The 14,277-nt window shown below is 38.4% G+C and carries 14 protein-coding genes and 1 pseudogene; 1 reads left to right on the top strand and 14 read right to left on the bottom strand.

Annotation, left to right across the window (positions count from 1 at the left end; all coding sequences use genetic code 11):
- Window positions 1-92: 92 nt before the first annotated feature.
- The 3 genes from fmt to QK890_RS09490 are packed head-to-tail and all read right to left on the bottom strand — an operon-like array spanning window position 93 to window position 3,465.
- Window positions 93-1,067 carry a methionyl-tRNA formyltransferase gene (fmt, locus tag QK890_RS09500; RefSeq protein ID WP_080594326.1) on the bottom strand — a complete coding sequence of 325 codons (975 nt, stop codon included), beginning with the start codon at window positions 1,065-1,067 and terminating at the stop codon, window positions 93-95.
- Window positions 1,068-1,111: 44 nt separating this feature from the next.
- Entirely contained in the window at window positions 1,112-2,902 is a 1,791-nt protein-coding gene (locus tag QK890_RS09495; RefSeq protein ID WP_005781508.1) for a chloride channel protein, read from the bottom strand.
- Window positions 2,902-3,465, bottom strand: a complete 564-nt coding sequence (locus QK890_RS09490) for an L-threonylcarbamoyladenylate synthase (RefSeq protein ID WP_005781511.1) — start codon at window positions 3,463-3,465, stop codon at window positions 2,902-2,904. The genes QK890_RS09495 and QK890_RS09490 overlap by 1 nt, the downstream gene beginning before the upstream one ends.
- Before the next feature lie 79 nt (window positions 3,466-3,544).
- On the opposite strand from QK890_RS09490, the gene QK890_RS09485 reads away from it, so the two are divergent.
- Window positions 3,545-3,979 carry a thioesterase family protein gene (locus tag QK890_RS09485; RefSeq protein ID WP_005781514.1) on the top strand — a complete coding sequence of 145 codons (435 nt, stop codon included), beginning with the start codon at window positions 3,545-3,547 and terminating at the stop codon, window positions 3,977-3,979.
- A 47-nt stretch (window positions 3,980-4,026) separates the two neighbouring features.
- Here QK890_RS09485 and QK890_RS09480 read toward each other — a convergent pair whose 3' ends face one another.
- The 11 genes and pseudogenes from QK890_RS09480 to QK890_RS09430 form a co-directional block, all read right to left on the bottom strand.
- Entirely contained in the window at window positions 4,027-6,096 is a 2,070-nt protein-coding gene (locus tag QK890_RS09480; protein WP_367627316.1) for an LruC domain-containing protein, read from the bottom strand.
- A gap of 287 nt (window positions 6,097-6,383) precedes the next feature.
- The gene (locus QK890_RS09475; protein WP_005781518.1) at window positions 6,384-6,476 is read right to left on the bottom strand and encodes a smalltalk protein; all 93 of its coding nucleotides are present in this window, start codon (window positions 6,474-6,476) and stop codon (window positions 6,384-6,386) included.
- Window positions 6,477-6,501: 25 nt separating this feature from the next.
- Window positions 6,502-6,981, bottom strand: a complete 480-nt coding sequence (locus tag QK890_RS09470; protein WP_005791037.1) for an HU family DNA-binding protein — start codon at window positions 6,979-6,981, stop codon at window positions 6,502-6,504.
- A 322-nt stretch (window positions 6,982-7,303) separates the two neighbouring features.
- Window positions 7,304-7,731: pseudogene (locus QK890_RS09465) on the bottom strand (N-acetylmuramidase family protein).
- A gap of 6 nt (window positions 7,732-7,737) precedes the next feature.
- Entirely contained in the window at window positions 7,738-8,688 is a 951-nt protein-coding gene (locus tag QK890_RS09460) for a glycosyltransferase family 4 protein (RefSeq protein WP_044301453.1), read from the bottom strand.
- A gap of 115 nt (window positions 8,689-8,803) precedes the next feature.
- Entirely contained in the window at window positions 8,804-9,700 is an 897-nt protein-coding gene (locus QK890_RS09455; RefSeq protein WP_010993517.1) for an NAD(P)-dependent oxidoreductase, read from the bottom strand.
- On the bottom strand, window positions 9,697-10,449 hold the full coding sequence (locus tag QK890_RS09450) for a glycosyltransferase family 2 protein (protein ID WP_010993518.1): 753 nt from the start codon (window positions 10,447-10,449) through the stop codon (window positions 9,697-9,699). The genes QK890_RS09455 and QK890_RS09450 overlap by 4 nt, the downstream gene beginning before the upstream one ends.
- A 44-nt stretch (window positions 10,450-10,493) precedes the next feature.
- Window positions 10,494-11,321 (bottom strand): glycosyltransferase family 2 protein, encoded by an 828-nt coding sequence (locus tag QK890_RS09445; protein ID WP_032535383.1) that lies wholly within the window; start codon window positions 11,319-11,321, stop codon window positions 10,494-10,496.
- Between the two features lie 34 nt (window positions 11,322-11,355).
- Entirely contained in the window at window positions 11,356-12,441 is a 1,086-nt protein-coding gene (locus QK890_RS09440) for an EpsG family protein (protein ID WP_367627315.1), read from the bottom strand.
- Complete coding sequence (locus QK890_RS09435; RefSeq protein ID WP_010993521.1) at window positions 12,438-13,424, bottom strand: glycosyltransferase family 2 protein; 987 nt, start codon at window positions 13,422-13,424, stop codon at window positions 12,438-12,440. Before QK890_RS09435 ends, QK890_RS09440 begins: the two co-directional genes overlap by 4 nt.
- A complete protein-coding gene (locus tag QK890_RS09430; RefSeq protein WP_032535382.1) occupies window positions 13,421-14,272 on the bottom strand; it encodes an alpha-1,2-fucosyltransferase in 852 nt (283 codons plus the stop codon). The genes QK890_RS09435 and QK890_RS09430 overlap by 4 nt, the downstream gene beginning before the upstream one ends.
- Window positions 14,273-14,277: the final 5 nt, after the last annotated feature.

The raw sequence follows: 14,277 nt of genomic DNA, 5'->3' as shown, positions 1-14,277 counted from the left end.
ATTCCAATTCCACAATTGCAAGTGACAGACTCTGCTTTCCAGTACGTTGCCTTTACACTATCAAAGCATAAGATAGAGAGCCTCACCGCCAATTATTCCGCCTTCATCCTAAATGCCTCAGTCAGATGAAACCCACGCAAAAGTTCATCTGTCTTCAGCCTCTTTTTACCCGGTAACTGTAAAGAAAGGATATTTACAAACCCATCCGACACGGCTACTTTCAGGAAGTGCTTTCCATCTGTAATAATGCTCCCCGGAGTCAGTGCATGTACTTTCTCTTCTTTCTCACTCTCAAAGATTTTCACTACAACCGCTTCACCTTCCGGATTAAGTAATTCACTCCACGCAGCAGGATAAGGAGAAAGCCCGCGGATAAAATCATAAACCCGTTTCACCGGTTGATTCCAATTAATCCTACAGGTTTCTTTGAAGATTTTCGGAGCCGGACGAAGCTCGCCGACCACTGCCATTTCTTCCTGGGGAATTGCCTTTACATTTCCCTCCAGAATAGCATCTACCGTTTCTATCACCAGCCGTCCGCCCAACTGCATCAATTTGTCATGCACCACTTCCACATTGTCCGTATCAGCAATAGGAACGCGCACCTGCTGGATCACCTCACCTGTATCGATTTCATGTTTCAGGAAAAAAGTAGTAATCCCCGTCTCCGTATCTCCATTGATAACCGCCCAATTGATAGGAGCTGCCCCACGGTACTGCGGAAGCAAAGAAGCATGAAGATTGAAAGTTCCAAAACAAGGCATGTTCCATACCACTTCCGGCAACATCCGAAAAGCCACAACAATCTGCAGATCGGCCTTCCATTCGCGAAGTGCCTGAACAAATTCTGCATCTTTCAGTTTCTCCGGCTGTAATAAAGGCAACTGATGATCCAGCGCATATTGCTTTACCGGAGAATATTGGATTTTGTGTCCACGACCGGCAGGTTTATCAGGCATTGTAATCACCCCGACTACATTATAGCCGCCTTCCACCAGACAGCGCAGGGCCTCCACTGCAAAATCAGGAGTCCCCATATATACGATTCTTAAATCTTCTTTTTTCATATTTAAAAAGCTATGAGTTATAAGTTTCCGGAAATTGTAACCCGTCAATCTTCCGAGAAATGCACCAATACCTGGCGATACGAATTAAATATTTTAGATTTTGAAACAAATCCCAGATACTTTCCTTCTTCGTTGACTACCGGCAAGTTCCACGCTTTTGTATCGTCAAACGTCTGCATCACCTGTTCCATACTGTCGGTATCATACAAACGGGCAGGAACGGAAGTCATCAATTTACTAACGGTAAAACGATGATAAAGTTCCTGACGGAACATGATGTTCCGGATATCATCCAGCAGCACGACGCCTAATAGAATTCCATCCTTGTCTGTCACAGGAAACATATTACGATGGGAGGTCGAAATAGCCTTTACCAATTCACCCAAATCCATTTCTGGACGTACACAGACAAAGTCTGTTTCGACTACATTTTCCACTTTCATCAATGTCAGTACAGCCTTATCCTTATGATGGGTCAGCAACTGTCCTTTCTTGGCCAGACGCATGGAATAAATACTGTGGGGTTCGAACACAATGATTGTCAGATAAGAACTGACCGAAACAATCATCAAAGGCAGAAAAAGGTCATATCCACCGGTCAGTTCAGCAATCAGAAACACACCGGTCAACGGGGCATGCATGACCCCACTCATGACTCCTGCCATTCCCATTAGAGCAAAGTTCTTTTCCGGTAAAGTGGAAGTAAAATCAAAATCATTGCTAAAGTGGGAGAAAACAAAACCGGCAATACATCCCAAATACAACGAAGGAGCAAAAATACCACCGCATCCGCCTCCACCGTTAGTCGCACTCGATGCAAATACCTTCAACAGGATAATCAATACCAGATAAACCAACAGCAGATTGCCATATCCATAGAACAAGGAGTTATTCAATACCGTATCCCAATCGGCATTACTCGTACCGTTCAGCAATAATTCAATCGTATCGTAACCTTCACCGTAAAGAGGCGGAAAAAGAAAGATGAGTACACTCAACATCACACCACCCAATGCCAACTTCTTATACGGATTGGACAGTTTACCAAATACCCCTTCTACAGAACTCATGGCACGTGTGAAATAGAGTGATACCAATCCGCAAAAGATACCTAAGAGAATCACATAAGGAATACGTTCCAACTCAAAAGGCTGATCCAAATGAAATTTAAACATAGCCTCTTGCCCGGTTGTAATATACGAAACAGTAGCAGCCGTAACAGCCGAGATTAACAACGGCAACAAGGATGACATGGTAAGATCAATCATCAATACTTCCAAAGTGAATACCAATCCCGCTATCGGCGCTTTGAAAATACCTCCAATGGCACCGGCAGCACCACATCCCACCAGCAACATCAACGTACGGTGTTCCATCTTGAACATACTTCCCAGATTCGATCCGATAGCCGATCCGGTAAGTACAATAGGGGCCTCGGCTCCTACCGATCCGCCGAAGCCGATGGTAATGGCACTGGCAATGGTCGACGACCAGATATTATGGCGTTTGATACGTCCTTGACGACGTGAAATTGCATAAAGGATCTTCGTAACCCCATGACTGATATCATCCTTTACGATATTGCGCACAAACCATCCGGCAAGGAAAATACCGACTACCGGATAGACCAGATAAAGGTAGTTGGCCTCTGTCGTATTAAAATTATCTGTGAGAAAGTTCTGTATCGTATGAATGAAGAACTTCAGGATCAATGCAGCAATAGCTGTAAAAATACCTACCAGAAAACTTAAAATGAGAATAAACTGCTTTTCTTTAATCTTATTCTCGCGCCAAATAATAAAGCGCTGTAATAAACTTATCTTTTCTTTTTCCATTATTCGCGAATAATCTTAATCACTCCACCTTTATCCAGTTTAATGATACTCGATGGTTTAGGACGACTCATATCATCCTGCCGGAAATTGACAATGTAGTCTACCGACGATTTTATTTCTTCGCTGATTTCATTGAAATTGGCAGCTCCCGGCTGTCCACTGATATTGGCAGATGTCGAAACAATAGCCTTACGAAACTGCTGGCACAAACGACGGGAGAATGCTTCGTTCGTCACCCGGATGCCTACGCTACCGTCTTCGGCAAGCAGATTTGAAGCTAAATTACGAGCACCGGAATAAATGATAGTCAATGGTTTATCGGCAACTTCCATCAAATCCCAAGCAATCGAAGGGACATCCTGCACATAAAATTCGACCTTCACCGGCGAATCCACCAATACCAACATCGCCTTGCTGTCAGCACGTTGTTTTATCTCATACACCCGGCGCACAGCGTCTTCATTGGTAGCATCGCAGCCAATTCCCCAAACCGTATCGGTGGGATAGAGAATCACCCCGCCTTCGCTCATCACTTGACAAGCTTTTTTAATGTCTTCTATCATTTCTTGATCTATTTCTTGTGAGAATAACGTGCAAAAATACTAATTTTGCCCAATAATAACAAAGGTTAAGAGAAAACAAATGGAAGAAATCGAATTTCATCACAGTTTACCTATACAACTACGATTCAATGACGTAGACAAGTTCGGACACGTCAACAACACCGTCTATTTTTCATTCTACGACCTCGGCAAAACAGAATACTTTGCCTCGGTTTGTCCGGGTGTTGACTGGGAAAAAGATGGTATTGTAGTAGTACACATTGAAGCCGACTTTCTGGCACAGATTTTTTCATCCGACCACATTGCCGTTCAAACTGCCGTCTGTGAGATCGGAACCAAAAGTTTTCATCTGATGCAACGGGTTATCGATACCGAAACAATGGAAGTGAAATGTATTTGTCGCTCGGTCATGGTGACATTCGACTTGGAGAAACATCAATCCAAGCCACTGACCGAAGAGTGGATAGAGGCAATTTGCCGATTTGAAGGAAGAGACTTGAGAAAGAAAAAATAAATAATCCTCCGTAGATGCCTTTTTCTACGGAGGATTTTATTTTCTCCTTAATATAAGAATTCCTTATTCACGTTCCCCGACACACTCGCATCAAACCACGAAAGGTTCGATTGATCAAGCACCCATTTTTCATAATTAGGATATGCCTGTATGACATTAATTCTCTCCTTCGGATACTTCCATGCCGGTGAGGAGGCTTCTTTACGTGGGAAATCAAGTGCCCAGGGATAGCGGTTGTCCATGCGATAGTAAACTCCGGACTCAGGATCCGAGCGATCATTTTCTGTTTTGAAAAGTGAAACATCCGCATGCTTTGTCGGTTTATAATCTACCAGATGAATCTCTTTTTGACGGCTGTTGACAAAGATAAACGGATTAAATTTTTGAGTCTGCAGATTGCTGACAGGAGTTTTCAACCGAACGGTTATTTCAGCGGGAGTCCCGGAAATTCCGGTTGCCGTCCCTTCCGTATTCACATATCCCTCAGTAGTCCCCAAAGCTACATTTACATCGTTCCACACAATAAAAGTGGCCCATTCATTCCCTTCCTCAATAATAGCACCTTCCAGTTTTGACCGATCAATAATGTCCTCAGAAAGCGGAAGTTCAATCCCGACCCCAATATGCGTCCACGGGGCTGCCCCCTTCGCAATTGGTGTGAAAGTCAATTTCACGGCAGTAATAGAATTACCATCTCCTTTCTCCAGCTCATAAGCATAATTCATCACAAAATCATTGAAATCATAATCTCCCATCTTAGGCCACTGGTCTTCAAAAGCAAGTGTTCCATAAACAGCCTCCGAAGGAGCGAATTCATCAATTACCGGAATATCTTCTTCCGGTTTAACGGCAGATACCGGTGATGCGGTAAGCTTTATCAGCACGTCATTGAAATCATAATCAGCCTTCGCATCGCCATAAGGACGGATATCAAACCCCATAATGCAGCAGTTGTAATCGGACATGCTACGGATCACGGCATTTGTTTTTTTAGTTGTATTCAAAGTTGGAGTAGAATAATAGAATCCGTTTACATTCGCATTAGGAAATGTCTGATTCTGGAATTTATAGGCGCTCTTCGAGTTTACACCGCCAGTAGCAATATTCGTCATGTTTAACCCGTCACGTGCCACGGCAAAACCGATACGTGTACCCTTCGGAAATATTGTATCATACTTGTTTCCGTCCCAATATAATAATTGCACTTTCAGTCCCGATGGACATTTTTCCTGATGGGTGTTCGGCAACAGCAAGGTCATACGATGTCCCTGTATATCTTCGCGTTTATTGAGTTCCCCTTCTTTATAACTATAGTAAGTCAAAACATTGTAAACAGTCCTATTATTTACATAGAATCCCCCATCACCAACATACGTAGCCCACACTTCTGCTCCCAGTTCGTCAGTAACCACCAGATCCGAACTCTTATTCAGATCCACATCCTGTACATTCTTCTGTTCCGGATACCAACTATTCACCCGGTTTAAAAATTTAGGTGACAATTCTTCTTTTGAAACAAGCGGCGAAGCATTTAAAAGCGGGATGCCGTCTTTCCCAACTTCTGCATCCGCATATGGACTATACAGTTCATAAAGATTGCTTAGCTTCTGGCTGACAGGAATCTCCAACTCTGCCCCGCTCCGGGCAACAGCCATGCGAGTAGAAGCATTGGTACTGACTTGAAAGGGTACGGCAGACAAGACACACGTCATTCCCGGTTGCACATCAACCTCCTGCACACCGGGAAAACCGGCAGTCAATGAAGTTATATATACCTTATCGACATTTACCGGAACAGATATAATAGCATAAATGCATCCATCCACATCTGTATAACCAACATAAAGAGGCTTAATGACAATAGTCCCATCCTCCTCATAAGGTTGTTGGGGATAAATCCCTATCAAGATGCCTTCAGCCACCTTCTCATCCGCAGAGGTAGCCATCACACCGATCTGCTTATCGGTTCTCAAAGAGAATTTAAATGATAAATCCAGTTCTTCCGTATCATCAGGATTCTTACCCGACGGTTCATACAAATCTTTTTCTTTTACACATGAGGTGCAAAAAAGTACTATCAGCGGTGCATACTTCAGCAATGATACATTATTTCCCATAAGACTCTGTTTGTTCGTTTGTGCGAGGTCACCATATATCAGTAATCTCAGTAATCCATTCCACTGTACAAAAATATCAAAAAAAACAGAAACTTACAAAATTTGATCATTTTAATGTAGATTTCATTCTCCTTTATCCTATAATATCATTCACACCACTATATAGGCCCTATTATTAATGCTCTTTTACATTCCCGGTTCTACAGGTAATATAATAAAATGCCGGCATCCATTCTTCCAAACGGACACCGGCATTTATCATTCCAACCGAAGCTGTCAGCCACCTATCAAAGCAATCCCTGCCCTCCGATCACCCCGGCAATAGCACTTGCTACAGCAATAATCACTTTCAAAATAACGTTCCAATTATTTTTCTTCATCTTTTTCATCCTATTAAAAATGCAACTACGCAGTCGGATCATCTACTATGTCTCCATCACCACCTCCGGAACCATTATTGCCCGAAGCACCGATCCCACTCGCCTTCTGAAACTCAACTCCCTGAAACAAAGCCCGGGTAGTACCGATAGCCGCAGGACGAGTATATTCAGGAGTAAAATGACAAAGAAGGGCTGCCACCTGATTCGGATTCACCTCTTCCTCTTTGTCCACTCCCCTTCCCCGTGTACGCGCTTTCATCGTAAAAGTACCCAATCCGTCCAGGCGTACCGTCTTACTGTCCAGCAGTGCACTACGCATCGCTGTCATCAAGTTCCGAACCACATTATGCACATCACCCGGAGTCAACGACGACTTTTCCGCAATCATTTCAGCCAATTGCTGAGTAGATACCACCTTGCCTACCTTCACCAAGTTCAAGTGCCATTTCTTATCACCGGACTTAGTTGCCATAGTCGATTTTACTGCTTTATAAAATAATGCCATATTCCTAATCTCCTTTTTTTAATGTTATTACCACTGATTTTATTCACATTGCGTTGATCAACATTGCAAAGGTGAACATTTGCAGGAAGATGACAAAGGAAAATGAGGCGTCCGGATCAAGTTATACAGAACAAGTTATAATCATCACATTATCAGAGTTATTACTTAATTCTTTCTCATACATCTACTTCACATACTCTGCTATGGTTCGATTATTCATATTATATCCGTTTAACGGAATGTCCCCAGATTTATACCCGATATAGTATAAATCTGGGGACGAAACAAAAATCTACACCCGAAAACCGGGTATATCTCTTTTCTACTTCGTAAATCTCCGATAAGCCTCTTCTAATTTTTTATCGTACTGATTCTGAGCATATCCGGAACCATTATATCTTTTGGCAAAACCGGTCCAGTCTTTCCGCTCCAGATTGGGCCGTAACCCAGCAAGTTTAATGAACCTCGCAAATGCCTCCAGTTGCTTATCTTCTCCGGTACACATATCTTTCACCATTTCATTTACACAGCCATACCCGCACATCACATAGTTAAAGCCCATCACCTGAAACATTCCCCATGGAGTTCACGCCAAAAGATGTGTCCTTCGAATAAGATCATCGGTCACCCCAGAGCCACAAAGCCCCCACGACCACCGGTTTCAACTGTCTGTACGGCTTTTATCACTGCCACTTCAACGCCAAGCCAATCTGCCACACGTTGAAAATCATTCTCTGTTAAGTTTTCCAGGAGTAATTAATTTGATTTATGTAAATAGAAGAATCTCTTCATAAATAGGAAGTATAATAGCCCCAACACCAAGATGCTCCCTAATAAATACTCATATCCATACTCCCGCAATGCCAAATATCCTGCTACAACCCCAGCTTGCACCGACATATAGGTCAATGCCACTGCCACGTGTGGTATCTTCAGTTCATTGGCCATGATCTGATACAAATGTTTCCGGTGAGGCAAACCAATATTTTCATGTAGTAACAGGCGGTGTACGATCGTCAACACACTATCCACCCCGTACACAACAAGCAATACAAGCCAGCTGAAATCCTTAGTTTGAAGAATCAAACTCCCGATCAGGAACAGGACCACAAAAGCTATACTGACCGAACCCACATCACCGGCGAAGCATTTCGCTCTCTTACGGAAATTAAAGAAGTCAAACACCAACACAGAACAAATCATCGTATAAATAAAACTCTGTTCTGTGAAGGAGATCACTTCCGCATTCACATATGCCAAAGAAACCAGGATAACCAATGAATACCCGCCGGTAATGCCGTTAATGCCATCCATAAAGTTATAGGCATTGATAATCCCCGTACAGACGATCAGAGCGATAAGCAACGTCCACCAAGGCAGGCTGAACAATCCCCATTGATAGAACAACAGGGCCATTGCCGTAAAATGGAAGACTAAACGCAAACCCTGCGAAGTAGAACGGATATCATCTACAAAACTGATAAAAGTGATCAAGGTCAAAGCCAGTATAAACCAAGGGTATTCAAACTGATTCGTCAGGAAAAAAGTCAATGCACCCAAATAGAAAATGATTCCTCCACCTCTCAGAGTAATACGGGTATGCGAACTCCGTTCATTCGGCTTGTCGATAATATTACATTTATCAGCAATACGAAAATAAAAAAGTTCTGCCAGAAATAGCAGAACTAATATAAGAATATAATACATGTAAGTTAACCGTTTTTATAAATCAGATAAAACCAAAATTGAACACAAAGAAAAGCTACGAGAATAATTACAATAAGTATTCCCAAAATCCAGCAAATAATAGTCATAATTCAATTTACTCTATCCGAAAACTCTCTAACACATTCACAGGTTTCCATCCAAGCTCCCGTACTGCCTTTTCATTACTAAAAGTCAAAGAGTTCGTAATCTTACGGAGCTTCAAAGAATTAATCGGAGCTTTTTCTCCCAAACAATCACCAACAACTGCCATACCTTTAGCAAAATAATAAGGAATAGACAAAGGCAATTTTTTATTTAACTGATTACATATAATCTCTTCCAACTCACGAAAACTAGGTTGATAAGTATCGCAAACATTATATATCCCTCCTTTTTCTACTAATAAAGGAACAAGATTGGCAATATCCTGCACCATCAAAACACTCTTCCGGGCTTTTCCTCCCGCAATACTCAGATACTTGCCACTCTTAATACCATGGATCATTGTCCCTAAATTTCCCGGAGGATTAGGCCCGGCAATTAAAGAAGGACGAAGTATACTCAATTTTACATTGTGCATACTACACCACCCTTCGAGATATTTCTCAGCTTTGATCTTACTTAAAGCATAAGGGCTAGTTCCATTCAACGAATATTCTTCGGTAATATTCTCACCAAAATCACAGCCATAAACAGCAACAGTACTAATGAAAATGAAGGCCTTAGGCGTACAAAAATTTTCCAAAGCCGTACACAAATTCTTTGTACCTTGCAGGTTGATATCAAAGAAGGTTTGTTTTTCTACCTCCGTTTTAGGTATTGAATGGGCTTTTCCTGCAGCATGTAAAACAACATCATATGGCATATTTAGTGTCGGGATTTCTTGCGCTATATCCACTTTGTAATTATCCTGCAGAGCAAGTCCCATAGTATCTATCTTATATTTTTCTTTTAGCAAAAAACAAATATTTCTCCCTAGAAAACCAGAAGCACCCGTAAAAAGAAGATTCATTTTAAATATTTAAAAAGAGATTTATTCAAATCTGACAATGAGTAATACAAACTTAACCAGATTGTTTTTTTCTGTTCCACTCTATAAATATGCCAAATCCATTTTATAACTCTCAATTTATTTGAAGAGACAGAACCTTTGCGTATTCTATACAACGCCAAACAAATATTTGTATTTATAGCAATAAAACCTTCTTTGAGAATATCTAACCAAAGATTGTAGTCCTCATGTCCAATAAACTTAAAATAACGTTTCCCTATTTTTTGCGTATCATAAACCACAGTTAAACATCCTAACTCATTTCCACACAATAAAGATTTATAATGATGATAGGGATCTGATTTAACGATTCTTCCCGTACGATTTCCTTCTTCAGATATTTTCTCATAATCAGAATAGACAATTGCAACATTATCATTAATAAATAAAGGAAGTTGAGTAGACAATTTATTAGGAAGCCAAATATCATCGCTATCTAAAAATGCTATAAAACGTCCTTTTGCAGCTTGTATCCCGACGTTACGAGGAAGAGTTGGTCCCCCAGAAGGATGCTCTGTTTTCAAATAATAAATTCGAGAATCCGTATCCATAAATTCCATTATAATTTTCACAGAATCATCATTTGAACAGTCATCAATTATCAACAACTCCCAGTTAACATAGCTCTGTGCTATGACAGATCGGATCGTTTCTCGTATAGTAGCCGCAGAATTATAACAGGGAGTAATAATAGAAACAAGTTCATTCATTATTCAACAATATTAAACAAAAACACAAGACAGACAAAACTTTACTAAAAAAAAGCTGTATTACGTGACAGTTTTATGGCCCCTTTAATGGACCCTGGAATTCTAGAAGCAAAAAGTAAGAAATTATACGAGAAAGGAGAAGACAAATAAATAGATACATATGCTTTTATTAGCATAAAAGTATCCCAACACAATTGTCCTCGTTTAAGAGGTCTTCTTGAAGCAGAGCCAGCTCTCTCTCTCACATAATAAGTAGTATCTTCTTTCGTAAAACGAAATCCTCCAATCAAATCCGATATTTCGGTCATAAAAAGCGCATCCTCTCCATTTTTAAATCGTGGATTAAACCTTCTATTTCCAATAATATCTCGATGTATCAATTTAGCGACAGGAAATGCTAATATAGCTCGATTTCTAAACAAAGAATACTGACACTCTCTTTGTTGAATAATTCGGCAAGCAAAAAAATTATCCTCCTTCTCTTCTATCGTTTTTCTAAATGTATGCACATTACTAACTCCAACTATATTCCGAGAAGATATTTTACACAATTCTTCAAGGTAATCAGAAGAGACAATATCATCATCATCAACGAAACCAATATATTGCCCTTTTGCAGCATCAATGCCAAGATTCCTCGCATTAGATACGCCTGCTTGATCAGTTTTTATCAACCTACAATACAAGCCAGCTGGTTTATAAGCAAATATATCTAATATCATATCCGTGTACTGTGTGTCAATATCACCATTCAATACAACTATCACTTCATATAAATAGTGAAACATCGTTTGGTTAAATAACGAAAAAAGACACTCCTCAAAATAAGTTTTTTGAGGTTTAAATGTGGGAACAATAATAGATAAAAGCATTGTCATTAGATTATAGATGCTCAGTAATCTAATTCTAAATCAACCACGACCTATAAGGCAGATAAACATCCTTCCCTATATTTATATATCTAAAGAAAAAATAGATTACCATCAAATTCAATATAAAAAGCACCATCATTCTATTCTTAACAGAAAAGAACAGAAACAATTGCGAAATAATAAAAATTGTCGACAGTTGAAATATGAGTACAGTCCTCTGCTGAAATACATACGTTTGGAAAAAGGCATAATAACAAATAATACTCAATACAAACAGATTAAAAACCAGATTAAATGAGATGTTTTTTTGCTCCAATTTTTCCCGAAGCCTCAAACACATTAAAAGTAATATAAATTTTTCAGCAACTGCTATATTTATCTTACCAGTCATACCGCCCCACACGTCTGATTCTGTATAGCTTGTTAAACTGCTCTGTATAAAAGGAGGAAAAAAACTAAGAATAGCTCCCATCCAGTCAAAGAAAGACAATAGTACAGAAATAAATACAACTGTACAAAAAAAAATGTTACTATATCTTCTGTTAATAACAAAATACAGAGGAAGAACTATTAATAAACTCGAATGAAAAAGAGAGGATAATATATTGATTAATAAATACTTTATTATTTTTTTATCTTCTATATATTTTAAAGAATAAAAGAAGATAGATATAGCTATTCCTTGTCTGACAAACATCATATTAAACTGCATATACCCATAACGCATATAAAGTAATACAGCTAAAAAAGGAAGTAGTGTATACCTTTTTTGAAATACAAAAAATAAGGAAATAACAACTATTGACGATAATAAAAAGACTTCATTTATACTCCCACCAAAAGATTTAATTACACTATTAAATAAAATGTAACCAGGTTCCATTCTGAACAAAAGAAACATACCGTTATCATTCCATAAATCGCTTACTAGTGGAATTTTATCAAACACCTTTGTATATTCGCCCCAATCATCACCTGTTTCAAATCGTGTTCCAACAAATAATATTAGAATAAAGGAAAGAAAAAATAATAATATTTTCTTTTTAAAAACATTTAAATTAGAAAAATCAAAAACACTGAAAAACACAACTAATAATATAATGAAAGCGTAAGGTATCATTTCTTTATCTGAATCTTATAATACAAGAATTTAAAAAGATACATAATAAAATAGAAACCTCTGCTCTCTGAGTACCATCTCGACAAACTCAACCCTCTTTTATTCACTAAGAAAGCAATATATTTATAATTGCTAGCCCCTCTATAATGAGACAATATTTTTGTAAGGTGAGCATTTATTTCTGATGGTCTTATTGTTAAAGCTTGATTTCTAAATCTATTATTATCCGAAATGATGAAATGCAAATACAACTCTTTTTCCGTATAATCTATCCCTTTATTTCTAAAAATATCTTTATAAATTGACTTGTGAACATCAAAACGCGACTGAAAATTTTTATTTGCTTGTCTAGTGACACTTGATTCTAATATTCTATATTTCAATAATACTTCCCTAATATTAGAAATCTTAGTATATTTAACTGCCTGACACCAAATAGCATAGTCCTCTGCATGCAAATATCGGTCATCATAACGTAACTTATATTTATCTACAATAGATTTACGGATAATAACGGATGGATGAGCTAAACAAGTAGAAAATAATAGAAAAGCTTCATTCACATTGACATTACTTGGGAATCTTTGTACTTTCCGCTTTATTGTATCACCAAAGATCTCAATATAAGAGCCACAAACCCCAACTTCAGGCTCTCTCTCCATAAACTCGACTTGTTTTTCAATTCTATTTGGCAAACTGATGTCATCAGCGTCCATTCTAACGATATATTTACCAATAGATTCCAGTAATCCCCTATTTAATGAATAAACAAGACCCTTATTTTCTTGATTATTTAGGACTTTAATTCTTTCATCATCATATAATTCCAATATCTCCGAAAAATTATCCGAGGAGCCATCATTTATTATAATGAATTCAAAATTCTTATAACTTTGACTAAGTATACTATTGATAGCGTCTTTTAAAAACTCCCCTCCATTATATACCGACATTACAACTGAGACAAAAGGATTACTATTCATACACAAATCCAATCAGAAGGAATAATATCACTTACTTGTACTCTGTCATCATTAATCCACTTCCCAGGGGCAATAACAATCCTCTCGGGATTTGTGTTAAGCCAAGCTCCCCACCAACTAAAAGAACTGTTTGCTATTATATTATGTTTGCAATAAGTCATTAAACACATATCCCAATACGATTCTTCTTTGTTATTCCAATCTATAATATGGCAATTAGGTATTTTTAGATGATCCTTACACCACACAGTATCATCTGAGAAAACAAAAAATTTTGGTTCTGAGACTTTGCTTTGAATTATATTTATGGCTTTATTATAATAAGCAGAAGTACAAATATTAGAATAAGCAGGATTATTAACATAGTCTCCTAATCGAACATGAAGGCTCACTGAATTTGAATTTTGCATTTGCTTCTTTATGAACTCATTCTTATCGCTTAAAACTTTAGAAAAATGAAACTGTCCACGAATAGCCGCTTCTATATTCGTAAAATATTTATAGCTTTGCCAATATCCTATATAATATTTATCACACGATAATGATATAGCATTCTCATCAAAACACAAATATGGCTCTACATATTCTGTTTTTTTTCGTTTCAATAGTTTACGCAACACCCTTATCCATATTTCACTTCCCTGGTAAGACAATTTTATTCTTTCTCGGATGGACGCCTTTAGATATTCAACATGAAAAACTTTATCAAGTTCAAATCCATTGTGCGTATAAGTACCAAACGAAGAAGTGTCTAATTTTACATTAACATACTTTTCCTTTAATGCTAAATAAAATGCGAACTGAAACATTTGGTTGCCTAATCCACCAATTATTTGTACTATTTTCATACGTT

Source organism: Bacteroides sp. NGMCC 1.200775 (genome assembly GCF_040798045.1).
GTDB lineage: Bacteria > Bacteroidota > Bacteroidia > Bacteroidales > Bacteroidaceae > Bacteroides > Bacteroides hominis.
The sequence above is the reverse complement of the archived record's forward strand: the minus strand, read 5'-3'. Positions and strand labels throughout refer to the sequence as shown.

Excerpts from the sequence above, each read along its gene's own strand:
- fmt (WP_080594326.1), bottom strand. The coding sequence starts at position 1,067 with ATGAAAAAAGAAGATTTAAGAATCGTATATATGGGGACTCCTGATTTT.
- QK890_RS09495 (WP_005781508.1), bottom strand. The coding sequence starts at position 2,902 with ATGGAAAAAGAAAAGATAAGTTTATTACAGCGCTTTATTATTTGGCGC.
- QK890_RS09490 (WP_005781511.1), bottom strand. The coding sequence starts at position 3,465 with ATGATAGAAGACATTAAAAAAGCTTGTCAAGTGATGAGCGAAGGCGGG.
- QK890_RS09485 (WP_005781514.1), top strand. The coding sequence starts at position 3,545 with ATGGAAGAAATCGAATTTCATCACAGTTTACCTATACAACTACGATTC.
- QK890_RS09480 (WP_367627316.1), bottom strand. The coding sequence starts at position 6,096 with ATGGGAAATAATGTATCATTGCTGAAGTATGCACCGCTGATAGTACTT.
- QK890_RS09475 (WP_005781518.1), bottom strand. The coding sequence starts at position 6,476 with ATGAAGAAAAATAATTGGAACGTTATTTTGAAAGTGATTATTGCTGTA.
- QK890_RS09470 (WP_005791037.1), bottom strand. The coding sequence starts at position 6,981 with ATGGCATTATTTTATAAAGCAGTAAAATCGACTATGGCAACTAAGTCC.
- QK890_RS09460 (WP_044301453.1), bottom strand. The coding sequence starts at position 8,688 with ATGTATTATATTCTTATATTAGTTCTGCTATTTCTGGCAGAACTTTTT.
- QK890_RS09455 (WP_010993517.1), bottom strand. The coding sequence starts at position 9,700 with ATGAATCTTCTTTTTACGGGTGCTTCTGGTTTTCTAGGGAGAAATATT.
- QK890_RS09450 (WP_010993518.1), bottom strand. The coding sequence starts at position 10,449 with ATGAATGAACTTGTTTCTATTATTACTCCCTGTTATAATTCTGCGGCT.
- QK890_RS09445 (WP_032535383.1), bottom strand. The coding sequence starts at position 11,321 with ATGCTTTTATCTATTATTGTTCCCACATTTAAACCTCAAAAAACTTAT.
- QK890_RS09440 (WP_367627315.1), bottom strand. The coding sequence starts at position 12,441 with ATGATACCTTACGCTTTCATTATATTATTAGTTGTGTTTTTCAGTGTT.
- QK890_RS09435 (WP_010993521.1), bottom strand. The coding sequence starts at position 13,424 with ATGAATAGTAATCCTTTTGTCTCAGTTGTAATGTCGGTATATAATGGA.
- QK890_RS09430 (WP_032535382.1), bottom strand. The coding sequence starts at position 14,272 with ATGAAAATAGTACAAATAATTGGTGGATTAGGCAACCAAATGTTTCAG.